This window comes from Hymenobacter sp. 5516J-16, assembly GCF_022919335.1.
Taxonomy (GTDB): Bacteria; Bacteroidota; Bacteroidia; order Cytophagales; family Hymenobacteraceae; genus Hymenobacter; species Hymenobacter sublimis.
Genome location: NZ_CP095058.1, coordinates 2,764,311 through 2,790,296 on the forward strand (window position 1 = coordinate 2,764,311; position 25,986 = coordinate 2,790,296).

Consider the following 25,986-nt stretch of genomic DNA (forward strand, 5'->3'; position numbering starts at 1 on the left):
CTTTTACCCTGTCGTTTCCCCCGTATGTTCACCTCAACGACTACCGCCCCCAAATCCATTCAGCAGCAAGTACTGCGCATTATTAGCAAGCGCAAGGCCATCAAGGCCCGTCGCCTGCGTATCGGTAGCAGCCTCAGCCAAGAGCTGGGCTTTGACACAGTCGACGTTGTCGACATTATCCTGGAGTTAGAGCGTAACTTCCACATCACCATCCCCGACGAAGTACCCCTGGCTACCGTTGGTGATTTCGTGGACTATGTGGCCTCGCACGCCAAGGCTGCCTAAGCAGCCAGAATCGGATTATTGCTGGTCAGGCTAGCCTACCAGCCTTATCGGTTACGTTATCAACTGGTACTGTTTCTGACCCACGCAAAAGCCCCCGCGGGACGGCAACTCCTAGGAGTTACCGCCCCGCGGGGGCTTTTGCGTGGGGAAGGCTGAAACGTTAGCGAACGTTGCCGCCTGGGTCGCCACCACTAGCACGGCCCGAGCTGGCGCTTAGGTGAGGCTCCCGGCTGCTATCGGTGGTGTTGCCGGCCGTGTCAGTGCGGGGAGTAACGTTTGTTGCTGGGGTAGCATCAGTGATGCTGGCTGGAGCAGGCTTGCTGCTATTGGGCGAGCTAATGCCAGAATCAGTGTTAGCTGACGAGGTGGTGCCAATAGGAGGTGCTTCTACCGGAGGCATGGAGGGGGAAGCCGCTACTTTGTCTTCCACAATCACGGCATCCGAAACCAGGGAAGGCCGAGTTCTTTCCCACTCCAGAAACTTGTCCATTTCTTCCTTGATGGTGGTGCTAAACCAGGCAACCAAGGCCACGTCATCTAGGAGGCCCAGCACCGGAATAAAGTCCGGAATGACGTCAATGGGGCTTAGAAAGTAAATGGTAACCGCTACGGCCGCTATAACGGTGGTAGTTGGTAGGCCCGTGTATTCTCCCGAAACCGAAGTGCGGATCAGACGAAACAGGGTTTGGAGCGTATCCCAGGCCTCGTGGGCAATAGAGCCTACGTCGTTCTTTTCGCTAGCTTTCTGGTAGGCATCATTCAGCAGCTGCTTCATGCGCGTAGGCTTCTTGATGTATTCTTCAGCCTTGCCAACAAATTTTTTGAAGAGGGGCGAAGAGGCAATATGTTCGCCGTTAGGGGTTTGCTTGTCCATAGAGCGTAAGAAGAGAAGAAGTGGGAAAGGAGCAGACTGGTGCCCCAGCGGTGTGCTATACTCCGTTAAAGTAAAATGGTTTTCAGCCCCAAGATCGGGGCAAAAACAAAAACGCCCCACTTGACAAAGCGGGGCGTCAGAAAAATCAGGTCGGAAAAAGCTTAGTGGTCTACGCGGCCAGCGGCGTAAAAATTGCGGCTGTAGTAGGCCTGATTGAGGGAGCTTACCATAACTCCACCGTTGGTAGCAGAGTGCACGAACTTGCCATCTTTCAGGTAGATGCCGACGTGGTAAATCGGCTGGCCGGGGCCCCGACGGAAGAACACTAGGTCGCCGGTTTGCATCTCCTCTTTCTGCACGTGCTTTACGCTGCTGAACATGGAGCGGGAGCTGCGCTGCAACGTAATGCCGTAAGCTTCTTTAAATACACGGGTCACGAAGCCCGAGCAATCGGTACCGCTTTTGCTGTTGCTGCCGTAGCGGTAGGGAGTGCCCAACCACGATACCACCGTTTCCAGCAATGATTGGTCGGCCGTATAAGTAGCTTCAATGCCTAGCTGATGAGCTGCTTTGTTGTAGGCAACGGAATCGGAGGCGGTAAGCAAGCGGGGCTCCTCCGAGCCGGAGAGTAAAGTGCTGATGAAGGAAGCTTCCTGGGGGCTGGCACTGCTGAGGCAGCGGGGCGAGCAGAGGAGCTGTCGAAGAAAAAAGAGAGGACCATCGAGGCCGCGGCGAGGCAATAGAGAATGCTGTTTTTCATTGTCCGTCGGGAGGTGGTAGGAGCGCTGTCGGGTCAGCCGAGCAGCGTAAGCGTGCTTCTTTTTTTCGATAAGCAACCGGGAAATCCGGCAAGCAAAAGGGAGACGAAAAGGGACTTTTTAGTCGCTGAAACTGAAGTCCAGTCCGACGGCTATTGGTTAAAGCTAGGCCCAAAAATTCTGAAGTACCAAGTTTACCCCCTCATTTAAGATAAAATTCTTCTTATAGCACACGATACTCGGGGAAGAATCATATCGAATTCCTCAACCGCTTCGGAATACTCTCCGTATACTCCGGCCAACTTTTTCCTATCCATGAAGCTCCCCCGTATCGTCGAGAATTCGCCCCTCGCTCGCCTGGCTCGGCTAAAGCTCGGGGCTCCCAATGTGGCGATGGTGCTGGGCTCCAGCATCCACTTGAGTGGGGTTAGTCGGGACCAGTTCCTACGTGACCCTTTCTGGGTAGCTCACGAGATGGAGCATATCCAGCAATTCGAACAGTATGGGCGCCTGGGCTTCTTGGCCCGCTACCTCCGCGACTGGGTGCGCTACGGCTACTACAACATTCCGTTTGAGGTAGCCGCCCGGGAAGCCGCCGAGTTAAAAGCCCACCTCTACGCCCAAGGTCGGCCCTTGCCTGGGGAAGCTGAACGACATCCTACGCCGAAAGTGAGTTAGTAACTGAATGACTAAGTGAAGTGTGTCATGGCGAGGAGGCACGATGACGTCATCTGTCCTGACCAACGCCTACCCTAGAAATATGACAAGCCCTTGACGTCCGTGCTGGCGTCAGGGGCTTGTCTGGTTATTAGGCTGGTCAAGAATGGAAGGATGGCTTCGGTGCCCTCACTATGACAGTACTTCCCTCTACTCAGTAACTCATTCACCTATCACAGCGCTGCTAGGCGGCCGCCGTCGGCTACTAGGGTGGTGCCGTTGATAAAGCTGGCTTCGGGAGAGGCAATAAAGCAGATAGCAGCTGCTAGTTCTTCTGGGGTGCCTACCTGGCCGGTAATCTTTTCTTTCCCGCTCTTAACATTCGGGTTTTCTCGGAGCATGGGCGTATCCACGGCGCCGGGCGCTACGGCATTAATGCGGGCGTGAGTGTGCGGTATTTCCTGGCTGAGGCCGCGCACGAAGGCTTCCATGGCTCCTTTGCTGGTGGCGTAGGGCACCACGTTAGCGGTAGTTTGCTGAGCGTGCACGGAGCTGACGGCCACAATGGCCCCGTATTTCATGTGAGGCAGGCACAGCTGGGTTAGTCGAAACAACGCCCGCAGGTTAACCAGCATGAGTTGGTCCCAGGCCTTGGGGTCGAGTTTCAGGATGGGCTCAAACGTCATCGTGCCCGCATCATTGATTAACACATCAATGCGGCCCCATTCCTTGACGGTGCGCTCCACGGCGTGCACTAGCTGGCTGTCTTTGCCCACATCGGTGCGCACAAACAGCGCCTGCCCACCACTTTGCTGAATGAGCTGCACGGTTTCCTGGCCCTCTTTAGCGTCGCGCCCCAGCACGGCCACGCGGCCGCCTTCCCGGCCCAGCCGAACGGCCACGGCTTGCCCAATGCCGGAAGTAGCACCCGTAACCAAGCAAACCTTATCCTGAAAGCGGCGGGCGGGATCGGCAACGGGCGAAAAGGGCATGTGGCGAGCGGTTAACTGTGGATGGCTGTAGTACCAAGCAGGTGATAAAACCTTGCTGTTACTAGCATCGGGCCGGCAAGGTTGTGCCTGGCCCTGAGCAGGATAATTTTTAGTACTGGCTATAACCTTACGTTAACTTTTCACGAATAGGGGAGGGAACTGACCCCTGGTCTGGTTCAGGTTAGATTCCATTCCCAACCCTTTCCACTATGAGCACGCAAAAGTCCAACCAGCCCGGCGCTCCCGCCCATAAGCACGTCACCTTCACTCCTGCCAGCGAAACCTCCCAGGACGCCGCTAACTCGGCCGAAGGCACAGACAACTCTGCTTCTTCCGTCTACAATGAGCCCAGCAACGCCGGTTCCTCCCAAGGCAAAGCTTCCACTTCGGGCCGGTCAGGCCAGTCGGGCCAGCAGCAGTCATGGCTGGATCAACAGCAGTGGCTGAAAAACATTGACGTTAACCAGATCAAAGATTTCGGCACGAAGGCGCTGGACCAAGTAAACAAGCTGACGCCCCGCCAAAAAGTAATGGGCGGCGCGCTGCTGGTAGGCGGCCTGAGCTGGCTGGCCCTGCGCTCGAAGAGCAGCAGCGCCAAAGGCGAAACCTACCGCTCGTACCGCGGCTCATCCGATAAGTCAAGCAAGTCAAACGCTTCGTCGTCGAAGTGGGACAGCGCCAACGACTCTGTGTACCGGGGCGCTACCCGCAGCTACGGCGAAGACGATTACGCTTCCGATTTGTAAGCAACCCACTGTCAGCCCCAGCTGATACGTGAGTAGAAAACCGGCCCGCGAGAAATTTCTCGTGGGCCGGTTTTTTTGGCGGAGTTTCCAACGTACTGCTCAGTCAAGCCCAGCAGCTCTGTGTGGTTTCCGATTATCGGGAAGGCACGGAACGGCAGATAATTACCAAGAAAGAACGCCTACAACTTTGCCAAGAAAACAATGTCTGTCTCACCGTTAGCCGAACTTACGGCCGTGTTAGCTGCCGGGAGCCCACCGGCCGAGGCCTTGCAACGGGCCCTCAACTTGATTGGCCCCCACCTGCGCGCCGACCGGTGCTTCCTCTACGTCCGCGACCCGACTCAGGCTCGGGGCCGCATTGCCTTGGTCTGGCGGTTGGATGAAGCCGTGCCCGATCCGCGCCACGATTGGCAAGATGACACCGGCGAGCTGCCGAAACAGGATCCGTTGTTCCGGGCCGCTCTGGCCGCCCGTCCTTCGGTGTATGTGGAGGATGTGCACGAAGCGGGCCCCGAAGTGCTTAACCAAGAGTTTGAGCGCCGCACTTTCGGGCACCGGGCCTTAGTACATGCGCATATCACGTATAATGGCCAGCTGTGGGGGATTTTGCAGCCTTGCGTATTCGGGCACCCGCGTCACTGGACTGCCGCCGAGCGGGACTACCTGGACGCTGCCGTTCCTCTGTTGCTACCCGTCGTGCAGGAGTACGTGCGGGGCCTGGGCAAAATTTAACGCCGGTACTGTTTAACTAGGCCTTCCAGTAAGGCCAGTAAAGCAGAAAGTCCGCCAACTCCTCGCTTGGTGCGAGAGAATGGCGGACTTTCTGTACTTGTGAGCCTCTTATTGGACTCGAACCAACGACCTGCTCATTACGAATGAGCTGCTCTACCAACTGAGCTAAAGAGGCATTTCCGAGGCGGCGTATCCGTCAGGGGCAGCAAAGATAGAAAGCCCAGCGAACAACGCGCAAGCACTCGTCGTAAATTTTTAGAAACCACCGTCTACTAACCGCTGGCTGCTTTACCCATATGAAGTCAACTTCCTCTTCCTTTCTGCAGGCCCTTGGCAGTGGCCTGGCCGGCGCCCTAGTCCTAAACATCGTGCACGAGTCGGTGCGACAACTGCGCCCCGTGGACGCCCCACGCATGGACATTCTGGGCGAGCGAGGCTTGCGCAAGCTTTTGTTCAAAGCCAATGCTCCGCAGCCCGATGAGAATACCGCTTATGGGCTCACGCTGCTGGGGGACGTTGCTAGCAATGGGCTGTATTACAGTTTGGTAGGCACGGGCCAGGGCGTGTGGTGGCGCGGTATAGCGTTGGGCTTGGCTGCTGGGGTAGGCGGCGTAGTACTGCCCGGGCCCCTAGGTCTGGGCGACGGCCCAAGCAACCGCACCCCGCAAACCAAAGCCATGACCGTGGCCTGGTACCTGCTGGGCGGACTGGTAGCGGCTGGCACCTCGGCGTGGTGGAGTCAGGCAACTACGGAAGAGAAGTAGCAGGAAAGCCCGGCGCGGCAGCTCGGATTCCCGTCTTTCCGGCATCTTTGCGCCGCTATGATGAAACAATTGCGCAAACTACTGGTCCGCACGCTGGGTTTTGAGCGCTATATCCGCCTGGTCAGTCGTGTGTACCTGCGTTTGGTGGGTGCGGGCTGGGGTCGGCAGAAATACCCGGAGCTGTTCTTTTTGGAGCGGATTGTAAAGCCTGGCTTCGTGTGCATTGACATCGGGGCCAACCTGGGCTACTATTCCGTGGCCCTTTCCCGGCTGGTAGGGCCGCAAGGGCAGGTGCTAGCCGTGGAACCCATTCCTGCTTTTCAGGCTATCTGGCAGGACAATGTGCGCCTGAGCGGCTACCAGAACCTGACGCTGCTACCCTACGCCCTGGGCGGCGAACAAACCACCGTGCAAATGGGCACCCCGGAGCGCGACGGCCTCCTGCATCATGGCATGACGAAAGTGGCCGCCAGCAACCCCCAGGAGCAGTATGCCCGCACCTACGAAGTGCCCATGCGCGTGCCCGATGCGCTGTTCCAGAACCTTCCCCGCCTCGATTTCGTGAAGTGTGATGTGGAAGGCTTTGAGTATGAGGTGTTTCGCCATATGCAGGCTACCCTACGCCGCTTTCAACCCCTTATTCAAACCGAGCTAAATGGACTGGAAAACCGCCGGGCCGTGGCTGGGTTGCTAGCCACGCTAGGGTATAAACCATTTATCTTGTCCGAGCGTTTTGAGCTTGTGCCGTGCACCGAAGCGCAGCTAAGCAGCACCGTCACGGCTGATTTCTACTTTCAACCCGTTTCCCCAGCTCCCACTCTAGAGCTTCGCTAATGGTAAAATTACTGCTCATTCTGCTGGTCCTCTGGCTCATCATGCGCTTCGTAATGCCGCTGGTGCTCCGGTTGGTGGTCGGCAAGTTGGTTAAAAAGCAAGCCCAGCGCTTTGGGCAGCAGTTTGGTGGCGCTCCATTCGAGGCGCCTCGCCCCGGGCCAGGCCCTACCCGTCCAGGTTCCGGCCAAGTTCACGTCGACTACGTGCCGCCCCGCCAGAAGCCCCAGAAACCTAAAGAGTTTACCGGTGGTGACTACGTGGACTTCGAGGACGTTAAATAGCTAGTCCACCGCAGCAAAAAGGGAGTGAAGTAGCTAAACTTCACTCCCTTTTTGCTGCGGTTAAAACCCAATTCCAATCCGGACGCCCGTGCCGTCCCGCTGCCCAGATTGCAAGCTGGTGTAGAAGTCGGCGCGCAGAATTTTGAATACGTGCTCTACGCCCACGCCCAGCTCCAGGTAATGGTTGGCAGTAGGCGTGGTGAGGTAGTTGAGCGAGGCCACTTCCTGCCAGTGCAAACGCCGCAGCAACGGGATCTTATTCAGCAGGAAGCCATTGAAATGATGGTTGTAGTGGGCTTCCAGAAACTTATCGGCGGTGCTGAAGCGGTAGTAATCCAGCAGTTGGAACTTGGCGAAGTCCTCAGTGAGGTAGGTGCGGTTACCGCTGAAGTGGCGGAAATCCATGAAGGCCAGCCGGGGTGAGCCGGGGAAAAAACCGGCTGCCGCCCGATAGTTGCTGGTGCCCAACAACCCCAGGCTAACAGAGTGGCGCACACCGGCTTCCAGGAGCGTGTAGCGCACATCGGAACCCAAAATACCGCCAATGCCCTGCCGCCAGGTCAGGGAGAAGGTGGGGTACTTGGAGCCGAGGTTGAACTTGCCATCGGGACGGGTGATGTAGCGTTGGCCCGGCCGGAAGGAAGCCGTAATTTCGGTAGTAAGTGCCTGACTGCGGCCAAAACGAGTGCCGTCGGGCCGCTCCGCGTTGACGGGTTCGTTCGGGGTGAAAGTGCGGTCTTCGTGGTCAGTGAGCAGCTTAAAGGTAGTGTTCTGTAGCTCGTGGCGAGTGAAATAGCTGGCCGTCGTCTGCACGGTCAGGCCGTTCAGGGGCTCCCACTGGTAGCCTAGCTGCAGTCCGTCGCGGCGGTAGAGCTTGGCGTAGTTGCGGTTTTGCAGCAGCGTGTAGTACGTGTTGATAAACGGCGTAAGCTGGCTGCTGGGGTCAAAATTCTCGATGGTGCGGCCTGCCACCACGCTTATGCGGGCTAATTTTACGGCGTCGAGCTGCCAGGAGGCGGCTACGCTGGGGCTAAGCAGCTCGTTGCTGAAACCGTAGCGCAAGGATGGAGTCACGGACCAGGCCCGCCGGTCGTCGGTGCGCTGGGTGTAGGTAGCTTGGGGGTTGATGACCAGCCCTTCCACCGTGTTGTAGTTCACAATGTTGAACACCGGCGCCACGTACCACTGGCGCTTGCGGAAGGTGTTGCTGTACACGTAGCCCGTTAGTAGAAACTTGCTGGGGCTGAGTTCATTGCGCTTGCGGTCCAAGGAATCCTGATAGGGGCGAGAATTGCGGATAACCTCGGTGCTGTCCTTTACCTGGTAGTCTTTCTGCTCTTCTTCCGTGAGCGGCACCGGCCGAATGGACGTCCAGTAGCTGGTGTCCCGTTCATTCACGCCTTTTTCCACCAGCATCACCTCACCCCGCTTCAATTGGCCCAGGGCAAGGCTGCTCGTGTCGCGGGTAGTGGCCACCTGCCGGCTCTGGCGGCGCATGGTGCGGTTGAGGCCATCCACTTTGGGCTTCTGCTTTTTCACCTGAGCCACCGTTTCGCGAGTTACCGCCGGCGCCTCGTCGGCCGCATCAGGGCCGGGGGCGGGCGCGGGGGTAGTAGGAGCGGGGCGGTTCGGGAACGTGGGGGTCACCTTGTAATTGGAGAGGATGGCCGTGATGTAGCCGTTGCCCTTGAAGCCAAACGCCGTGAAGCCCACCGTTACCTTCTGTGACTGCATGACCCACACATCCGACGGGCCGGGTGCGGGCGCGAAAATCTGCTCAATGTGCAGGTTGTCTACGTAGTCGAGTTGGGCATCCTTGCTCAGGTTTAGGGCCACGGAGTGTAGTCGCCAAGTGCCATCCACAATGTAGATGTGGCCCGCAAATACGGGGTCGGTGCGGCGGCGCGGCGTCACCTTAATCTTATGAATCAGCAGCGCGCCCTGGCGGGTGCTACCTTCCAGTTCGTAGCGGTAAAACAGCGGGGCATTGGCGGCAATGGGCGAGACGAAGCCCCGCTCCGAAAAGCCACTTTTCAGCACATTCTGGTAGAAATTCAGGCCCCGCCCGGCACTGGCCCGGTTGAAGCTGATGCCTTTGGTGTCGCCACTGACTCGGGAGGAAATCATGCGCTCCTGCACCACGTTGGGCTGGCGGAAGCTCATTTCCGATACGGTTTCGGAGAGGTAAAAAATGCCGGGCTTGATGTCGGGCCCTACTTTCACTAGGCCCAGAATCTTGCCCGGTACATCGGTAAAGCGACCCAGGGTTTTGATGTAAGTACGGGCTTTGAAGGCCGCTACCTCGCGCTGGTGGTAGCGCCGCCACTGCATGGCCTGCTGCACGATGGTATAGGCGGGGTCCTTGTCGGTGGAGCGCACAATGACTTCGCGCAGCTGGTAGTTTTCCGGGCTGAGCGTGATGTTGAGTACCGTGGCCGTGTCGCCGCCGGCCACGCGCACGGTTTCGAGCCGGGGCTTGAAGCCCACGTACTGAAACACCAACTCGTAGCGGCCGGCGGGCAGGCGCAACTGGTAGTTGCCTTGTTCGTTGGAGGCGGTGCTGGTGGTGCTGGCGCGCACGGCCACGTTGGCAAACGCCAGGCCTTCTCCCTTCGCATCAGTAATGCGGCCCCGGACGATACCGGCGGCAGCGGGCGCAACGGTATGTAGCAGTAGAAGTAAAATTAGGAAATAGCGGTGCATTTGCGGAATCATCACAAGTGGTATCAAGATAGAGGAAATAGCGCCGGCAATGGTTGGCTGAGGATGAAAATAGATCTTCCGCTACCTTGCCCAGCGCCCCGATACTAGCCACAGCTCCCGATTCTTCACTGCGCCAGCCCAAAGCACCTTAGCTGCCCAAACTTCCCGACTTATGCCTTCCTGCGGAATCAAGGCAGGCTGGGCCGTGTTGGGTTATTTACATCCTTTCCGCCGCGCTACTCCGTTTTCTGCCCCATGATTAATCAGCCCAAGAAGAAATTTTATACTCCCACCGAGGCCCTGCAAAAAATTGCCGCTTTCTGCACCTACCAGGAGCGCACGTTCAAGGAAACCGAAAGCAAACTGCGCGACTACGGCCTGACTGAGGATGAGGCGGGGGAAATCATGATCCGGCTGAGTCGGGAAAACCTGCTGGACGAGGAGCGCTACGCCAAGAGCTTTGTGCGGGGTCACGTACGTCAGAAGAAGTGGGGCCGCCGCCGTATTCAACAGGAGCTTAAGCAAAAAGGCCTGTCGGAGTACTGTATTAAAGCCGGCATGAAGGAAATTGACGGAGACGAGTACTACCAGAACCTGGTGGACGTGCTGGAGAAAAAGGACCGCCAGGAAAAGGAGCGCCATCCGGGTAAGCGCCGCCAAAAAATTCAGCTTTACCTCGTGGGCAAGGGCTATGAGCAGGACCTGATAAAAATGGCTCTGAATGACCTCGGTAAAGCTCCCGAAGAAGAGGAAAACTAGCCGATGACTCTGGGGGCCACAGGCCTACGTAATGTTCTACTGTCATTCCGACCGTAAGGAGGAATCTGGGGTAATCTTCTGGTGTCTAAGCCAGATTCCCTCCCTATGGTCGGAATGACAGCTTACAGTGCTTAGTCAGACCCTTACTTACCGGCGGGCGGGTAGGAGTGGGTTTTCCAGCCGGGGCACCAGCACCACTCGGCGGCCAGTCATCGTCTCAAGCATGGGCCGCAGAATCTGCTCGGCGTTTTGGGTGGTCTGGGCCAGAATGCCGGACTGCAGCGCGGCGGTGCGCACGTTGGCTTCGGCGTACTTGTAGCCGGCGTCTACCAGTTCTGCATCCTGGAAAAAGCCGTTTTCCACGCTGTACACCTTACTCTTGGCGTGGTCGACTTGCCAAGTACATAGCTCCGGCGCCGGTAGGGCCAGCCGAAGCACCGAGTCGCCTTCCAGCACGACGTCCTGGGGGCGCACTTTGCGCAAATCGAGGCAGCCTACGGCATTGCCGGCTACAATGAGCGCCACTTTCGCGTCGGGCAGGAAACGGTAAGTGCTTTTCTTGTACTCCACTACATCCCTAAATTGGTAGCGCACCAACTCCAGTCGGCCCAGGCTTTCTACCTTCTGCAGCACGGTATTGTGCGTCACGGTAATGCGCGGGGTGGGGCTGAGCGGATTGTCCAACTCAGACAAGACCGGACGGACTTTCAGCCAGAGAAACCAGCCCAGGCCCAGCAGAAAAGCTAAGGGCAGCAGGCGGCGTAGCAAACGCGGTAGAGGCATACAGAAGCAGAGCAGTAATGGCCCCGTATACGCAAGCTACTGGCCCAACGACGACCGGGGCGCGCAGTTCCGGCTTGGCAGCCTAGCTTTAGGGCATATTAGTTACCGTTGATGGCCGCTGCTCCTAATTTTCTGCTACCCCGTGTTAGTGCGCTGGCTTTGCGCGGCTTGCGCTTGCTGGCCCGCTACCACGTGGCGGTGCTGGTATTATGCTGGCTGGGGGTGCAAGTGGTGAGTTGGCACGTAAACCACAGTCCGCACGCCTATGGCGACAGTGTCCACTACCTCGACTACGCCCACCAAATAGCCGAGCAAGGCAACTTCGTGAAGGTGCACTACACCCGCTACATTGGCTACCCGTTATTTCTGAGTGCATTCCTGAAGGTAGGGCTGGGGCGCACGGCCATGGCCTTAGGCCAATATGCGGTGGCCGGCGTAGCCACCGTAGCGCTTTACCGCGCTGTCCGGCGTCTAGGTCGCGGCGCCTGGGAGCCAGCCTTTTTAGCAACGTTGCTTTACATCGGGTGGTCCGACATTCAACGGTTTAACGCTTTTCTACTGACGGAGTCGTTGTTTACCAGTCTGCTGCTGCTGTCTTTTTGGGCAGTGGCACGCGTGCGTACGGTTGGCAGTGGGGCCCTAGCCCTGCTCGTGCTATTAATCACCGTGAGCGTACGGCCCAACGGGTTTGTGGCCCTGGTAGCAGCGGCCTTAGCCCTGGCCGTTGTGGTGCAGCAGCGGGGGCCGCGCCGGTTGAAGTGGCTGGTGCTAGGGGCGGCGCTACTGCTGTTGCCAGTGGCCTGGACGGCGCTCAACCAGCTGTTACTTACTTTTCAACTGATAAAAACCTACCGGGAGGGCATGATCATTTTCATGTACGATGGCATCCTGATGCACCCGACTGGGCCGCTAGCGCTGCCCGCGCCGGATGCTACGCCGGTAGAACGGCTGGCATATTTTATCCTGCATAATCCGCGCTACTTCGGGCAGCTGGCTATCTGGAAGCTAATTTTTTTTATGGGTTTTCCCAAGCCCTACTTTTCGGCCTTGCACATTTTCTGGCAGTTTATGACCCTGCCGTTGGTTTACTGGCTGGCGCTGCGCGGACTGGCTTACCGTTTCGTGGCACGGCCCATGCGGGTGTTTCTGGCGGCCGGTTTCGTAGTGCAGGCCGGCATCATCACGCTCACCATTGAGGACTACGATATTCGGTTTTCGGGTCCTGTGTTGCCCTACGTGTTTGCCCTGGCCACTCTGGGGGCCCTACCCCTGTGGCGGCGGGCCCAGCAGTGGCTGGAGAAAAGCAGTCACCCGTCACTTATTGCGGAGGTATCAGAGGGTGAAAGCAGGTAGTAAAAGTTGTGGTTGACGCAGTGCTGGCCATCATGCAAAGCTGGAAGCGAAGCGCATTGCGGGTTGATGTTGTAGCAGCAAACCTGGCGTCAGCCCGCAAGATGCCCTGCTTGAGGCTGTATTTTCAATTAGCGTAGAGAAGCAGTACGCAAAGTGATTTTATGCACCGCTACCGCCAAAACCGGCCCAGGCCTGCAAACCGCCGGTATGAATGGCGACTACCGTACTACCCCGTCGGAAGTAGCCACGGGTCAGCAAATCTAGGATGCCTACCATCATCTTGCTGGTGTAAATGGGGTCAAGCAGAACGCCGTGACGATGCTCAAACTCTTGAATAAAGCGGCGCAGTTCCGGACTTAAACGGGCGTACCCACCACCGTGATATGCCGTGTGGAGAAACCAATTGGCGTAGCTGCGCCCCACTGCTTGCTGGGTTAGCGCGTCGATATCAGCCCGTAGGAAATCGGCGCCTTTCAGGGCCGCAAAACCCAGAGCTTCGCGCTGCCCGGCTAGGCCCGTGAGTAAGCCAGCCAGGGTGCCGCCGGTGCCACAGGCTACGCAGAGGGTGTCAAACTCAGTGAGGTGCGCAAGCTCTGCAACTAGCTCGGCGCAGCCCGGCAGAGCTAGGATGTTGGAGCCGCCTTCGGGCAGTACGTAGGCCGGACCCGTTTCCTGGAGTAAGGCCGCCTCCACATCCGGTTCCTGCTTGCGGCGGTAGGTAGCACGGTCCAGAAAACGCAACTCCATGCCATCGGCCCGGGCCTGGGTTAGCGTGGGGTTTAGCGGCCGGCTACCTAGCTCTTCACCCCGCACGATGCCAATGGTGCGCAACCCCGTTAGGCGGCCTGCCGCAGCTACGGCCGCCAGGTGGTTGGAGTACGCGCCCCCGAAGGTGAGTAGCGTATCATGACCCAACCGCCGCGCTTCCTGCAGGTTATACTTGAGTTTGCGCCACTTATTGCCGGGCAACTCAGGATGATTCAGATCGTCGCGCAGCAGGAGCAGCCGAACACCCGCCTTATCGGCGGCAGGCTCATGCAGCGGCTGAAGAAGCATAGAGAAAGACGAAGCGTGAGATAGAGGAATTAATGCTTTAATAACACGTCATCCTGCGTAGCGCGAAGGACCTTATCACGCGGCAGCACGACATCGTAACAACGACTCGTTTACGCGTGACAAGGTCCTTCGCGCTACGCAGGATGACCAATTTTCTACCTGCTAACGTACCATTTCACTACTAGGCCAGCATAGTGTCCTGAATGGAGTGGGGCTCGGGGCGGCGCTTGAGGGCGTAGAACAGGGCGCCCAGAAGGGCGGCAATCAGCAGCACCGAGGAAATCATGGAAACCGTGTTGCCAATGGCGTACTCGGTAGGCTCGAACTTGAACTCAATGGTGTGCGAACCAGCCGGTACGGGCAGGGCTCGCAGCACATAGTTAGCCCGCAAGTGGGGCACGAGCTTGCTGTCGATGTAAGCGTTCCAGCCATCCTGGTAGTAGATTTCCGAGAAAACGGCTAGGCCTTCTGCGGGGGCGTTAGAGCGGTACGTCAGCTCGTTGGGCGAGTACTTGGTAAGCCCGATGCTGGCGCCGGCGGTGGGGTAAGAGGTTTTCACTTGCGGAAACTTGGAGGCGTCCACCACGGCCGTGGTAGCGGCGTTCAAGCTGGTTAGGGCACTGATTTCCTGGTCGGGGTTTTGCACCTTCTGCACCTGACTTACAAACCAAGCGTTGCCGAGGGCGCCGGGGTTGCGCTGCACCTGTTGGGGCTGGCCCTGCTGACCGGGCACAATGACGTAGCGCGTATTCAGCATGTTGAGTACCTGGGTGTTGTTCTGCGAAATCTGCCGCTCAATCAAATCCTGGTAGCGGCGCAGCTTGGCCCCGTGGTAGCCCCCGATGCTCTTATGGAAATAAGAAGTTTGGGCTTCATTAAAGGGGTTCTGCACGTTGAGCACCCGGTAGTTAGGGTCCTTGTCCTGCAGAATCTGCTGGTCGGCGGGAGTGGGCACGAACTGCTCGGCAATAGTTTCCTGCTGGAAGTTACCGTCGTTGAGGTAGCGCTTGTCCACTCCCCACAGGTCAATTAGAGTTAGTACCCCTACTAGTGTAGCAGCTAGCCCGGCCGAGAGCTTGCGCTGCAGGAAAAACCAGAGTACCCCAGCGGCGGCGGCCACAAAAAATAAGGAGCGGAATACGTCGGTGCGGAGCAGGGAGGCGCGGTCGGCGCGCAGGGCGTCCAGCGGGAAGCCTTGCTGCTGCAGTTGCGCGTCAATGGGGGCGGCGAAGTCGGACACCAGCCCAACCAAGAACGCCAGGGCGCATAGGCCCACCGTAATGGCCAGCGCCCGTAGCACCTGCTTTTTCAGCGCGGCCGTGTCGGCATCATCCGCGGGCTTACCGGCCAGGGCGGCCAGGCTCGGGTGGGGGCTGGCGGCTACCGGAGCCGCGGCTACTGGGGCCGCTGCCGTGGTACGGCCGCGCAGCACGCGGGCCAGGGCCAGCACGGCCAGCAGGGGCATGGTCAACTGGGCAATGGTCAGGGCCATGCTCACGGCCCGGAACTTGTTGTAGCCGGGGAAGAAGTCGAACATCAGGTAGTTAAACGTCTCGAAGTTCTTACCCCAGGCCAGCAGCACCGACAGCAACGTGCCGGCCAGCAGCCAGATGCGAGTGCGGCGGTCGGCCACCATCAAGCCCAGCACAAATAGGAAGAACACCACCGCACCCACGTACACCGGGCCGCTAGTAATGGGCTGGTCGCCCCAGTAAGTAGGCATTTGGGCCAGGTAGTCCGTGAGCTGCACGGGCGGTACGCCGGCCGCGGCCAGGGCCTTGCCGGTTTCGGAGTTCTCGCTCAGCTTCATCTGCGAAGCTCCGCCGTAGAAGTTCGGAATGAGCAGGGTAGCCGTTTCGCCGATACCGTAGCTATAGCTGAAAGCGTACTCCTTGCCCAGGCCCGAGCCTTCACTGTCGTCGGCAGGGGTAGCGGCTTGGCCCGGCGCAGTCGGGGCTGCCGTTTTCAGCTCCGATTTGCCCCGGATGCTGTACTTGCTGTATTCCAGGGTAGTATAGAGGCGGCCGAAGCTCACGCCCACGGCCAGCAGGGCAGCTACGGCCAGCAAAGCCGTGCGGGTGAAAAAGTCAGGCAAACGCTTCTCACGGGACGCGAAAACCAATTCCACTACCCCAAACACCAGCACCAGCAGCAGCAGGTAGTAGGTTATCTGAAGGTGGTTAGAGCGCACATTCATGGCCAGGCCCAGGGCAAATAGGGCTGTGCCCAGCCATTTATTGCGCCGGAACGCCACCAGCAAACCCGCCAGCACCAGGGGGGCGTAGGCTAAGGCCAAGCTCTTGGTGTTGTGGCCGGCAGCCAGAATGATCAGGTTGTAGCTGGTAAAACCCAGGGCTACGGCTCCTACCACGCTTACCAGCGGCGAGAGGCCCAGGGCAATACACAGGGCGTAACCACACACCAGGGCCAGGAACAAGTTGGCTACCACGGCCGGCAAGCCCAGCGTAAACAGCTTGTGCAGGTACACGCTCAGGTCGCCGGGGAAGCGGGTGCTGATCAGGTAGGTCGGCATCCCCGAGAACATGGAGTTGGTCCAGAGGGCCTCTTGGCCGGTTTGCTCCCGGTACTGGGCCGCTTCATGAGCCCCACCGTTGAACTGCACAATGTCGTGCTGGGCCAGGGTTTTGCCCTCGAACAAGATGGGGGAGAAGTACACGGCGGCCAGCACCAGGAAAAACAGGACGGCCAGCAGGTGCGGCAGCACCCGGCGCCAGAGCGGCGCGGTGGCCGGACGGAAAGGAGTTGTCATTCGGCTTACTACGAGTCGGAAAACTGCCTGCCAGCGCCCCACGGCCCGGCTGGGCAGCCCGAAGGTACCCGTTTTTACCTGTTTATTGACTGTGGCCGCCGCGGGAAAGAGAGATTATACAGCACCACTGACAGTAAAATTACGCCGTAGGCAACCAGCTGCGAGGTAGAAGCTCGCTCCCCGAAATACAGAAATGCCAGGGCAAAGCTGACCAGCGGATTCAGGTACATCATGATGCCCACCGCCCCGATGGCAGCACATTCAGGGCATACAGGTTCAGAAAAAGTGGTAGCACGGTAAAGCCCACGCTGAGCAGGCCAGTAACCAGCAATAGGTGCGTGTCGTGCAGGCCGGCCAGGGGTTGGGCGCCCAACAGCGGCGCCAGGGGCAAGATGAGAAAGGCCGCCAGCAGCAGCTGCACCGTCAGCAGCACCAATCGGTCGTAGCCCTGCAGGCGGCGCTGGCTGATAAGGTAGATGGCGTAGGTGGAAGCTACCACCAGGCTCATCAGCAGCGTATGCAGCTGGCCGGCGCCCAGCAGGGCGCAGCTCAACGCACTCAGGCCAATGGCTACCCACTGATTGGTCCGGAGCTTTTCGCCCAGCAGCGCAAAGCCCAGCAAGGCCGTAAGAATTGGGCAGATGAGGTAGGCAAACGAGCCCGCCTGCACACTCACCTGGTTAACGACATAAATGAACAGTAGCCAGTTAGAAGTCAGCAGCAAACCGCCTACTCCAGTACTCAGCGCCACTTGTCGGCGCTCGGCGGGTGGGGCGGCTTGCCACTGAGCCCACACTGCGCGCACCGTAGCCCGCCGGCCCAGGCCGTGGATCAGCAGCAGGAGCAGCAAGGAAAGCAGAATCCGGAAGAAGAGAATTTGCCCGCTGGGGTAGCCAGCCAGCCAACGCAACGGAATCGGGAAGAAACCCCAAATGAGAAAGGCCGCCAGGGCCGCCAGGTGATGACGAGAAAGAGACACTGAATACTAAATAAGACGGCAAAGATACGCGCTGCCGGCTCTGCGCGCCGCGGCCTTACCTTTACGCCGCTATGCTCCAGTTCTCTGACCTTCCTGCGCTTACCGGCGGCACTCTGCTGCAGCTGCCCGCCTCGCCGGCGCCCGTGCACCGCCTGCTCCTGGACAGCCGGCAGGTAACCACCGCAGCCGGCAGCGTGTTCTTTGCCCTGCGCGGCCCCCAGCACGACGGCCACCGCTACCTGCCTGAGTTGTATCAGGCGGGCGTGCGGCTGTTTGTGGTCGAAGAGGTAACGTTGGTGCCGGGAGAAATAAATGCCTACCCCGAAGCCGGCTTCCTACTGGTTGCTAACTCCCTAGCTTCCCTGCAAGCCACCGCCGCCGACCACCGTCGCCGGTTTCACCTGCCGGTTTTCGGCATCACGGGTTCCAATGGCAAAACCATTGTAAAGGAGTGGCTAGCCCAGTTGCTGAGTCCCGACGAGCTAATCTGCAAAAGCCCGCGTTCCTATAATTCTCAAGTGGGCGTGCCCCTGAGCGTGTGGGAGCTGAACGAGACGCACACGCTGGGCATTTTCGAAGCGGGCATTTCCGAGCCCGGCGAAATGGGGCGGTTGGCCCGCATCATTCAGCCTACCCTTGGCATCTTCACCAACCTCGGCACGGCCCACGACGCGGGCTTCACATCCTCGGCTGAGAAAGTGACCGAGAAAATGCGCTTGTTTGAGGATGTGGATACGCTCTTCTACTGCGCTGACCACGCCCTGGTGCACGCGGCGGCTCGCCAGCAGTTGCGACCCACGCGCACCGTACTCAGCGCCTGGACGCGCCAGCGGGCCCGCTTCGACGCCCAGGAAGCCGACCTGCTGGTTACTATTCATGAAGCCTCCGCCGACCGCACGGTGGTGCGCCTGGAGCGGGCCCGCCCCCGGCCCCAAGAGTACACGTTCACCCTGCCTTTCGCCGACGAGCCCTCGGTGGAAAACGCCCTGCATGGCCTAGCCGTGCTGCTGTGGCGCCAAGTAGTGCCCAGCGAAATTCAGCGCCGCCTCGACCGGCTCCAGCCGGTAGCCATGCGCCTGGAAATGAAGCAGGCCCTCAACGACTGCTACGTCCTCGACGACACCTATAACAACGACTTGGCCGGCCTGCGCCTCGCCCTCGATGCCCTTTCCCGCCAGCCTCGCCGCGGCCGCCGCACCCTTATTCTGTCCGATGTGCTGGAGTCGGGCCTGGGTGGGGCCGAGCTGTACGCCCGCGCCGCCGCCTTGCTGCCCGCCCACGGCGTCGACCGCCTCGTGGGTATCGGGCCAGATATCAGCCAGCATCGGGCTGTTTTTCAGGGCTTGAGCACGGCGTTCTACCCCGACACGGAAGCCTTTTTGCTGGAGTTTCAGCCCGAACAGTTTCGCCGCGAAACCATTCTGGTGAAGGGCGCCCGCCGCTATGGTTTTGAGCGAATTGTGGCCGCGTTCCAGCAGAAAATTCACGGTACGGTGCTGGAAGTCAACCTTGATGCCCTGGTGCATAACCTCAACTTCTACCGCCACCGGCTTCAGCCCGATGTGAAGCTCATGGTTATGGTAAAAGCCTTTGCCTACGGCAGCGGGTCCTACGAGGTGGCCAACCTGCTCCAGTTCCACCGCGCCGACTATCTGGCCGTGGCCTACACCGACGAAGGCGTAGAGCTGCGCCAGCATGGAATCAGTCTGCCAGTGATGGTGATGAACCCCTCGCCCGATGCCTTCCAGAAGCTGCGTCAGTACCACCTAGAGCCCGAAATCTACTCCTTTGAGCGCTTGCACGACTACTTAGCGGCTGCCCGGGAGCAGGCCCTGCCCGCCATTCACCTCAAACTCGATACCGGGATGCGCCGCCTGGGCTTTGCCGAAGAAGACGTGCCTCAGCTTTGCCAGCTGCTGCGCGACAATGCCGCCCACCTGCGCGTGGCCAGCGCCCTGACCCACCTGGCCGGCGCCGACGAAGCTCAGCACAACGATTTTTCCCGGCAGCAGCTAGCGGCCTTCCAGCGCATGGTGCCCCAGCTGGAAGCGACTCTGGGTTACCCCATTCTGCAACACGCCCTGAATTCGGCCGGCATTGTGCGCTTTCCGGAGGCCCAGCACAGCATGGTTCGGCTGGGCATTGGGTTGTACGGGGTTGAAGCCAGCGGCCAGGAGCCGGATGCGCTGCGGCCCGTCAGCACGTTGCGCACCACGGTTTCCCAAATCAAAACCCTGCCCGCCGGCGCTACCGTCGGGTACGGCCGGCGTGGCCAGGCCGCTGACTACGAACGGCGCATTGCTACCCTGGCCATTGGCTACGCCGATGGCTACGACCGGCGCTTTGGCAACGGGGTAGGCGAGGTAGTAATTCGGGGTCGGCGCGCCCCCCTGATCGGCAACGTGTGCATGGACATGTGCATGGTGGATGTAACTGCTATTGCCGAGGCCCAAGCCGGCGACCCGGCAGTTATTTTCGGGGAGGAGCTACCCCTGACGGAACTGGCGACCCGCATTGGCACCATCCCGTACGAGTTGCTTACCAACGTGAGCGAGCGGGTCAAGCGCGTATTTGTAACCGAGTAATGGCCGCTAGCCTAACATTACCCATCTTTCCCCGTAGTTTGACCGATACACAACCACTCCCCCTATTTATGAAAAAGCACCTGCTCTCTCTGCTAGCAGCGACTACGCTGCTCGCCTCCTGCTCTGACCTGAAAAAGCCCGAGGAAAAAGACCAGCCCCAAGAAGCTACCGCCGATACCGCCGTGGTATACCGCGACGGCCAGACGGCCGGTGATGCCGCTGCCACCGCAGCTGGCTCTGTCGACAACGCCGCTGACAAAGCAGGCAACGCCGTAAGCAACGCCTGGGATATGACGAAAGCCAAGCTGGCGGACGTGAAGCTGGAAGAAATTGACCTGCCGGAAGTTAGCGTCCGCGGCGACGACCAATACAACGTGTACGCCCTGGAAGAAAAAGTACTGTTTGATACGGACAAAGCCACCATCAAGCCTACCGCTACCCGGGCCCTGTCCGAAATCAGCGCCTCTATTGCCCGTCGCCACCGCGGCAAGGACATTCAGGTAATGGGCTTCGCTGATTCGCGCGGCGACAAAAACTACAACCGCGAGCTAAGCGCCCAGCGCGCCGCCGCCGTACGCGACTGGCTCGTGAAAAATGGCCAAGTAGCCGCCGACAAAGTAAGCCTCGAGCCCATGGGCGAAGCTGCTCCCGTTGCTAGCAACGCTACCGCCGCCGGCCGTCAGGAAAACCGCCGGGTAGAAATTGCCGTGCGCAAATAAGCTCACGGATTTCCACGGAGAAAAGCGGATTGGGCGGATTCTATAAATGCCCCAATACGATTCGGTAGACCCAAATAATGTTGAAATAAAAAAGGCTTGCCATTTGGCAAGCCTTTTTTATTGACGGTAAAGAGCGCCGGCTACGAAATCCGACCGATCCGCTTTTTTCCGTGGAAATCTGTGATTAGTCTTTGATCTGGTCAACCTCGGCCCGGATCATGGCGTTGTAGCGCATGCCGTTGTTGGCGAGCGTAATCAGGCTCCAGCCCCGGCCGATGGTGTAGTTCCAAGTGCGGCTTTCCTTGAATTCAAACGTGGGACGCAGAATCTGACCGTAGGGAGTGTAGTTGTCCATGAAGTTCGTGGTGTAGAACTTGTCACCGCTCACAATCCACTCCATGGCCACGAAAAAACCTTCTACTGGCGCCTCAATATTGTACTGCGTCAGGTCGATAGTATACCACTCGCCGCCTTTGGGAGCCGAAACCACAATGTTTTCCGTGAGCAAGTCGGTGTTGGGCGAGTTGTAGTTACCGTCGGCCTTATAAAGACGGACGCGGAAAGGCTCGCGGGGAAGCCGTTTTCACCGATGTAAAAGGATACCGACCGTACGTTGCCCAGCTTCTTCGCCTTATCGTTCTTCACGAAGAAGGCGTACTGGCTACCCGGCATACCCTGAATCATACCCTCGCCCGGCGTATTTGACTTCGAGCCCAGGTCAAGGTTCTTGATTTTGGCGCTGCTGATTACCTTAACTTCCTTCAGCTCGATGGCGCGCTTAGGAACCTCAATAATCATATCCTGAATCTTGATGCCCGGCTTAACCAGAACCGCCTTGTGAAAATAGCCCAGGGCTACTACCACCAGGGAGTCTTGGGGGTTTTTCTCCGGCATGGCTATCTGGAAATAACCGTACTCGTTGGTAAGAGCACCGGTTTGTTCTTCCTTCAGGCCAATAGAGGCGAATGGAATGGGCTCCTTGGTCTTTTCATCGACGACGCGGCCCGAAATTTTGTTCTCCTGAGCAAAACTTAGTGCTGGAAGAAGCAAAGCAAAAAAGAGAAGAGAAAGTACGCGTTGGAGCATATGCAGACAGTATATGATATCCCAAAATTACAATGAATCCGGGCACTAAATGCAAGTGTTCTGAGAATATTTATACCAATGCAATTTGTCTGCGGAATAATTACAAATCAGCCAGTTAGGAAGTAGCATCGGTTTGTGGCGAACTATAATCTGGGAAAAACCTGATTTTGGCCGAAACCTAAAAGGGTGGTACCTTTGTTTGAAGTAAATCTAAATAACCCCACCCGTGTCCAAGCGCCAACCTCTTGCTCCTACGCCGGCCGCGCCTCGCAGCGTGAAAGACCTCCAGCTGGGGGAGAGCGGCACTATTTGTTGCCTGAAAGATCCTGAGATGGCCCTGAAGCTGTTGGAAATGGGCTGCATTCCGGGCACGCAGGTACGGCTCAACAGCCGGGCACCGTTGGGCTGCCCTATTACGCTGGTGGTGGGAGATATGGCCGATTATACGTTGTCGTTGCGGGTAAGTGAGGCGGCAACGATTCTTCTGAAATAACCTCAGTACATGGTAGGCGGGCAATTACTTTCCGGTCGGGCCGGCGTGGGGGTAGCAGGTGCTCCGCTTGACGTGAATGCTTTGCGCCAACCGGGCCCGCTGACGCGCATTGCGCTGGTTGGTAACCCCAATTCCGGCAAATCCTCGCTGTTTAATCAGCTCACCGGCCTCAACCAGAAGGTAGGCAACTTCCCGGGCGTTACGGTGGACCGCAAAACCGGCACCAGCCAGCTTACCTCACAGCACCGGGCCGAAATCATTGACCTGCCGGGTACTTACTCCCTTTACCCCAAAAGCCTGGATGAAAAGGTAATCACGGACCTTTTCTATGACCAAACCAGCGCGCAGTACCCTGACTTCGTGGTGGTAACGGCCGACGCTAGCAACCTGCGCCGTAATCTGCTGCTGTTCACCCAGCTGGCCGACATGGGCCTACCCACGGTGCTGGCCCTGAACATGATGGACGTGGCCGAGCAGCACGGCGTGCGGATTGATGTGGCCGCCCTACAGGAGGAGTTGGGCGTGCCCATTATCCCAATGAATGCCCGCAAGGGCGTGGGCATTGCCGCGCTCAAGATTGTTATGGCCCAGACGCTGGGTGCCCCCAAGGCCCATTTCTACGAGCCGGAGGAAGAGTTGCTGCCCATGATTCGGCAGATTCGTTACTACTTCAATCTGCACAACGATTACTTGGCCCTGCACTACGCCCATCAGTACCGCCACATCAGCTTTCTGACGGCCGATGACCGGGCCTATATCCAGGAGCTGACTGAGCAGTACGGTTTTGAGCCCACAGCCCGGCAGGCCCAGGAAACCATCGACCGGTACCAGCGAATCAACGAGATACTGCTTAACTGCGTGTCGGTTACGCGCACCGAGAAAAACGAGCCCTACAGCAACCGTCTCGACCGAATTCTGACCCATAAGGTCTGGGGCTACCTGATTTTCTTCGGGGTGCTGTTTCTGATGTTTCAGGCCGTTTTTGCCTGGGCCAGCTACCCCATGGAGCTGATTGATCAGGGCGTAGCCTGGATTAACGGACTCATCCAGAGTAATTTCGATGGGCCGCTAATTAACCTGCTGACGGAAGGCGTGCTGGCGGGCCTGGGCGGCGTGCTAATTTTCATTCCCCAGATTGCCCTGCTCTTCGCCTTTATAGCCGTGCTGGAGGAAACCGGCTATATGGCCCGCGTGACCTTTATGATGGACCGGATTATGCGCCGGTTTGGGCTGAACGGTAAAAGCATTGTGCCCCTGATTTCGGGGGTAGCCTGCGCCGTGCCCGCCATTATGAGCGCGCGCACCATTGAAAACCGCAAGGACCGGCTCATTACCATCTTCGTAACGCCGCTTATGTCGTGCTCGGCCCGGATTCCGGTGTATACCGTGCTGATTGGGCTGGTCGTGCCCGACGAGCCGGTGCTGGGTATCTTTAACCTGCGCGGGGTAGCCCTAATGGGGCTATATCTGCTGGGGTTCTTTGCGGCCATTCTTTCGGCCTGGGCCATGAAGCTGCTGCTTAAAACCACGGAGCGGAGCTACTTCATTATGGAGTTTCCGGTGTACCGCTGGCCCCGCTGGAAAAACGTGGGCATTACCATCGTAGAAAAAGTAAAAGCCTTTGTTTTCCAGGCGGGTAAGGTTATTCTGGCCATTTCCATCATGCTCTGGGTGCTGGCCTCCTACGGTCCGGGCGACGCGCTGGAGCGGGCCGAAACCCAGGCTACTACCGAAGGACGGGCGCAAGGGCTGAGTCCGGCAGAAATAGAATCCCGAGTAGCTTCTGAAAAGCTGGAAAGCTCCTACGCTGGCATCTTCGGCCACTTTATCGAGCCGGGTATTCGGCCCCTGGGCTTCGACTGGAAGGTTGGTATTTCGCTGATTACCTCGTTTGCCGCCCGGGAAGTGTTCGTGGGCACCATGTCTACCATCTATAGTGTAGGCCAAGACGCCGATCAGCAGACGGTGCAGCAAAAGCTAGCTGCTGAAAAGGATGAAAACGGGCAGCCATTTTTCACGCCAGCCCGGGCCTTTTCCCTGCTCGTTTTCTACGTGTTTGCCATGCAGTGCATGAGCACCCTGGCTGCTACTTACCGCGAAACCAAGGGCTGGAAGTGGCCCATCCTACAGATGCTTTACATGACAGGGCTAGCCTACGTGTCGTCCCTGATTGTGTATCAGGTGTTGAAATAAGCCAGAAAAATAAACGCCACAGGGCCGCCGGACACTTGTCCGGCGGCCCTGTGGCGTTAGTGCCCAATCAGAAATACGGCCGGCTGCTTGTGAATATCGGGCGGTCCGGCCTTTTTCCAGCCCGCTACGGTATCGGTTCGCACCAGCTCGTTTTCAGCCGTGAGGCTGGCCGCCACGCATAGGCGGGTACCGGGGTGTAGGGTCTGGAGTAGGTCTTCGAGCAGGGGCAAGTTGCGGTAGGGCGTTTCGATGAAGAGCTGGGTTTGCTGCTGCTGTAGTGCTTGCTGCTCCAACTTTTTAATAGCCGCTACGCGCTTGGCCCGTTCAATGGGCAGGTAGCCGTGGAAGGCAAAGCTCTGGCCATTCATGCCCGAGGCCATCAGGGCCAGCAGTAGGGAGGAAGGGCCTACCAAGGGTACTACACGAATGCCGAGTTGGTGGGCCCGGCGGGCCAGTTCGGCACCGGGATCCGCAATGCCGGGGCAGCCAGCCTCGGAAATGACGCCTGCATCTTGGCCGGCCGCAACCGGGGCCAGGGCCGCCTGAATCTGCGCCTCGGTGCTGTCTTTGTCAATGACGCTGATGCGCAGCTCCTCAATGACTTGCTGCGGGGCTACGCCTTTGATAAAGCGCCGGGCCGTACGGGCATTCTCCACCAGAAAGTAGGATAGCCCGGCCACCTGGGTAGCTACTTGCGGGGACAGGACCTGGGCGGCCGTGTCTTCAGCCAGCACGGTCGGAATAAGGTAGAGGGTGCCTTTCACAATTCGGCTAGCAATTACTGTTCAATAAAGGCCTTCACCAGCCCAAATACTTCCTCGGGCTTCTCGGCGTGCACCCAGTGGCCCGCGTCTACCACGGTTTCTACTTGGGAGTTCGGGAATAGCACCGGAATACTGTAGAGCTTGTCTTCCGTCGTAACGTAGTCTGATTTGCCGCCGCGGATAAACAGAGTAGGTTTCAGGAAGGGCTGCTCAGCCGTTATTTCGGCGCCGATGTCTTCCATTTCTGCAGTCAGGGCCTCCAGGTTAGGGCGCCAGGCAAAAGAGTTGTCCTCGCGGCGGTACAGGTTTTTCAGCAGAAACTGGCGCACATCTACCTGCCGGATGTAACGGGCCAGGGCTTCGTCGGCCTGCTGTCGGTTTTCCAGAGCAGCTAGTGGCACCGCGTGCAGACCAGCCAGAATATCGTCCTGGTGGCGCATGTCGGAAAAGCGCGGGGCAATGTCAACTACCACCAGTTTGCCTAGGCGGGCGGGGTAGTCGAGGGCGAAGCGCATGGCCACTTTGCCACCCATGCTGTGGCCCATCAGGGTCGTGTCGGGGCCGAGCTGAAGTTGATTGAACAGGCCCAGAACGTCCTCGCTCATCAGCGCATAGGTGTGTTCCGGGGCGTGCGGGGAGCGACCGTGGTTGCGCAAATCCACCACAATAACGCGGTGACCCGCCTCGGCCCAGCGCCGGGCTAGGGTTTGCCAGTTGTCGAGGGTGCCAAACAGGCCGTGCAGAATTACTAGTGGGGCGCCCTGCCCCATTTCGCGGAAGTGAAGTTGCAGCATAACCCTGCAAAGATGGGGACTTTGGC

Annotated in this window: 24 protein-coding genes, 1 tRNA gene and 1 pseudogene; 13 read left to right on the forward strand and 13 right to left on the reverse strand. The window is 58.5% G+C overall.

What is annotated here, in order from left to right; translation table 11 throughout:
• The first annotated feature begins 24 nt into the window (after positions 1-24).
• The gene (locus MUN84_RS13720; RefSeq protein WP_188557956.1) at positions 25-285 is read left to right on the forward strand and encodes an acyl carrier protein; all 261 of its coding nucleotides are present in this window, start codon (positions 25-27) and stop codon (positions 283-285) included.
• Between the two features lie 520 nt (positions 286-805).
• Here the strand turns inward: MUN84_RS13720 and MUN84_RS23060 are convergent.
• Both MUN84_RS23060 and MUN84_RS13730 read right to left on the reverse strand, forming a co-directional pair.
• Positions 806-1,159, reverse strand: a pseudogene (locus MUN84_RS23060) (YkvA family protein); the annotation flags it as partial.
• A gap of 161 nt (positions 1,160-1,320) precedes the next feature.
• Complete coding sequence (locus tag MUN84_RS13730) at positions 1,321-1,995, reverse strand: C40 family peptidase (protein WP_244694581.1); 675 nt, start codon at positions 1,993-1,995, stop codon at positions 1,321-1,323.
• 237 nt (positions 1,996-2,232) lie between these two features.
• Here MUN84_RS13730 and MUN84_RS13735 point away from each other — a divergent pair, with 237 nt between their 5' ends.
• Complete coding sequence (locus MUN84_RS13735) at positions 2,233-2,595, forward strand: hypothetical protein (RefSeq protein ID WP_244694582.1); 363 nt, start codon at positions 2,233-2,235, stop codon at positions 2,593-2,595.
• Positions 2,596-2,807: 212 nt separating this feature from the next.
• Here the strand turns inward: MUN84_RS13735 and MUN84_RS13740 are convergent, their stop codons facing one another.
• Complete coding sequence (locus MUN84_RS13740) at positions 2,808-3,566, reverse strand: SDR family NAD(P)-dependent oxidoreductase (protein WP_244694583.1); 759 nt, start codon at positions 3,564-3,566, stop codon at positions 2,808-2,810.
• Positions 3,567-3,775: 209 nt separating this feature from the next.
• Here MUN84_RS13740 and MUN84_RS13745 point away from each other — a divergent pair, with 209 nt between their 5' ends.
• Positions 3,776-4,312, forward strand: a complete 537-nt coding sequence (locus tag MUN84_RS13745; protein ID WP_244694584.1) for a hypothetical protein — start codon at positions 3,776-3,778, stop codon at positions 4,310-4,312.
• A gap of 234 nt (positions 4,313-4,546) precedes the next feature.
• Positions 4,547-5,044 (forward strand): GAF domain-containing protein, encoded by a 498-nt coding sequence (locus MUN84_RS13750; protein WP_244694585.1) that lies wholly within the window; start codon positions 4,547-4,549, stop codon positions 5,042-5,044.
• A 102-nt stretch (positions 5,045-5,146) separates the two neighbouring features.
• Here the strand turns inward: MUN84_RS13750 and MUN84_RS13755 are convergent.
• Positions 5,147-5,219 (reverse strand) — tRNA-Thr (locus tag MUN84_RS13755).
• 121 nt (positions 5,220-5,340) lie between these two features.
• On the opposite strand from MUN84_RS13755, the gene MUN84_RS13760 reads away from it, so the two are divergent.
• From MUN84_RS13760 to MUN84_RS13770, 3 genes are read left to right on the forward strand one after another with little or no spacing between them, the layout of a single operon-like run.
• The gene (locus tag MUN84_RS13760) at positions 5,341-5,808 is read left to right on the forward strand and encodes a hypothetical protein (RefSeq protein ID WP_244694586.1); all 468 of its coding nucleotides are present in this window, start codon (positions 5,341-5,343) and stop codon (positions 5,806-5,808) included.
• Between the two features lie 57 nt (positions 5,809-5,865).
• The gene (locus MUN84_RS13765; RefSeq protein WP_244694587.1) at positions 5,866-6,642 is read left to right on the forward strand and encodes an FkbM family methyltransferase; all 777 of its coding nucleotides are present in this window, start codon (positions 5,866-5,868) and stop codon (positions 6,640-6,642) included.
• Positions 6,642-6,923 (forward strand): DUF4834 family protein, encoded by a 282-nt coding sequence (locus MUN84_RS13770; protein ID WP_244694588.1) that lies wholly within the window; start codon positions 6,642-6,644, stop codon positions 6,921-6,923. The genes MUN84_RS13765 and MUN84_RS13770 overlap by 1 nt, the downstream gene beginning before the upstream one ends.
• Positions 6,924-6,983: 60 nt before the next feature.
• Here the strand turns inward: MUN84_RS13770 and MUN84_RS13775 are convergent, their stop codons facing one another.
• The gene (locus tag MUN84_RS13775; RefSeq protein ID WP_244694589.1) at positions 6,984-9,653 is read right to left on the reverse strand and encodes a DUF5686 and carboxypeptidase regulatory-like domain-containing protein; all 2,670 of its coding nucleotides are present in this window, start codon (positions 9,651-9,653) and stop codon (positions 6,984-6,986) included.
• A 228-nt stretch (positions 9,654-9,881) separates the two neighbouring features.
• On the opposite strand from MUN84_RS13775, the gene MUN84_RS13780 reads away from it, so the two are divergent.
• Entirely contained in the window at positions 9,882-10,385 is a 504-nt protein-coding gene (locus tag MUN84_RS13780; protein WP_244694590.1) for a regulatory protein RecX, read from the forward strand.
• 147 nt (positions 10,386-10,532) lie between these two features.
• Here the strand turns inward: MUN84_RS13780 and MUN84_RS13785 are convergent, their stop codons facing one another.
• Positions 10,533-11,168: a DUF4230 domain-containing protein gene (locus MUN84_RS13785; protein ID WP_244694591.1), complete on the reverse strand. Its 636-nt coding sequence runs from the start codon at positions 11,166-11,168 to the stop codon at positions 10,533-10,535.
• Between the two features lie 111 nt (positions 11,169-11,279).
• On the opposite strand from MUN84_RS13785, the gene MUN84_RS13790 reads away from it, so the two are divergent.
• Positions 11,280-12,521 carry a hypothetical protein gene (locus MUN84_RS13790; protein WP_244694592.1) on the forward strand — a complete coding sequence of 414 codons (1,242 nt, stop codon included), beginning with the start codon at positions 11,280-11,282 and terminating at the stop codon, positions 12,519-12,521.
• Between the two features lie 159 nt (positions 12,522-12,680).
• Here the strand turns inward: MUN84_RS13790 and MUN84_RS13795 are convergent, their stop codons facing one another.
• The 3 genes from MUN84_RS13795 to MUN84_RS13805 all read right to left on the reverse strand — a co-directional run bounded on the left by MUN84_RS13795 (position 12,681) and on the right by MUN84_RS13805 (position 17,326).
• Positions 12,681-13,577 (reverse strand): 1-aminocyclopropane-1-carboxylate deaminase/D-cysteine desulfhydrase, encoded by an 897-nt coding sequence (locus MUN84_RS13795; protein WP_244694593.1) that lies wholly within the window; start codon positions 13,575-13,577, stop codon positions 12,681-12,683.
• Positions 13,578-13,758: 181 nt separating this feature from the next.
• Positions 13,759-16,347, reverse strand: coding sequence for a YfhO family protein (locus tag MUN84_RS13800; RefSeq protein ID WP_244694594.1), 2,589 nt, complete (start codon positions 16,345-16,347; stop codon positions 13,759-13,761).
• Positions 16,348-16,576: 229 nt separating this feature from the next.
• Positions 16,577-17,326 (reverse strand): EamA family transporter, encoded by a 750-nt coding sequence (locus tag MUN84_RS13805; RefSeq protein WP_244694595.1) that lies wholly within the window; start codon positions 17,324-17,326, stop codon positions 16,577-16,579.
• Positions 17,327-17,397: 71 nt separating this feature from the next.
• Between MUN84_RS13805 and MUN84_RS13810 the strand changes: the two genes are divergently transcribed.
• Positions 17,398-19,911 (forward strand): bifunctional UDP-N-acetylmuramoyl-tripeptide:D-alanyl-D-alanine ligase/alanine racemase, encoded by a 2,514-nt coding sequence (locus MUN84_RS13810; protein WP_244694596.1) that lies wholly within the window; start codon positions 17,398-17,400, stop codon positions 19,909-19,911.
• Between the two features lie 68 nt (positions 19,912-19,979).
• Entirely contained in the window at positions 19,980-20,630 is a 651-nt protein-coding gene (locus MUN84_RS13815; protein WP_244694597.1) for an OmpA family protein, read from the forward strand.
• A 184-nt stretch (positions 20,631-20,814) separates the two neighbouring features.
• Here the strand turns inward: MUN84_RS13815 and MUN84_RS13820 are convergent, their stop codons facing one another.
• Together MUN84_RS13820 and MUN84_RS13825 are read right to left on the reverse strand one after the other, a co-directional pair.
• On the reverse strand, positions 20,815-21,138 hold the full coding sequence (locus tag MUN84_RS13820) for a hypothetical protein (protein ID WP_244694598.1): 324 nt from the start codon (positions 21,136-21,138) through the stop codon (positions 20,815-20,817).
• Positions 21,075-21,680 (reverse strand): carboxypeptidase-like regulatory domain-containing protein, encoded by a 606-nt coding sequence (locus tag MUN84_RS13825; protein WP_244694599.1) that lies wholly within the window; start codon positions 21,678-21,680, stop codon positions 21,075-21,077. Before MUN84_RS13825 ends, MUN84_RS13820 begins: the two co-directional genes overlap by 64 nt.
• Before the next feature lie 262 nt (positions 21,681-21,942).
• On the opposite strand from MUN84_RS13825, the gene MUN84_RS13830 reads away from it, so the two are divergent.
• Complete coding sequence (locus tag MUN84_RS13830) at positions 21,943-22,209, forward strand: ferrous iron transport protein A (RefSeq protein ID WP_244694600.1); 267 nt, start codon at positions 21,943-21,945, stop codon at positions 22,207-22,209.
• A gap of 9 nt (positions 22,210-22,218) precedes the next feature.
• Positions 22,219-24,402, forward strand: a complete 2,184-nt coding sequence (gene feoB / locus MUN84_RS13835; protein ID WP_244694601.1) for a ferrous iron transport protein B — start codon at positions 22,219-22,221, stop codon at positions 24,400-24,402.
• A gap of 56 nt (positions 24,403-24,458) precedes the next feature.
• Here feoB and MUN84_RS13840 read toward each other — a convergent pair whose 3' ends face one another.
• Positions 24,459-25,166, reverse strand: a complete 708-nt coding sequence (locus MUN84_RS13840; protein WP_244694602.1) for an SAM-dependent methyltransferase — start codon at positions 25,164-25,166, stop codon at positions 24,459-24,461.
• Positions 25,167-25,180: 14 nt separating this feature from the next.
• Positions 25,181-25,960 (reverse strand): alpha/beta fold hydrolase, encoded by a 780-nt coding sequence (locus tag MUN84_RS13845; protein ID WP_244694603.1) that lies wholly within the window; start codon positions 25,958-25,960, stop codon positions 25,181-25,183.
• Positions 25,961-25,986: the final 26 nt, after the last annotated feature.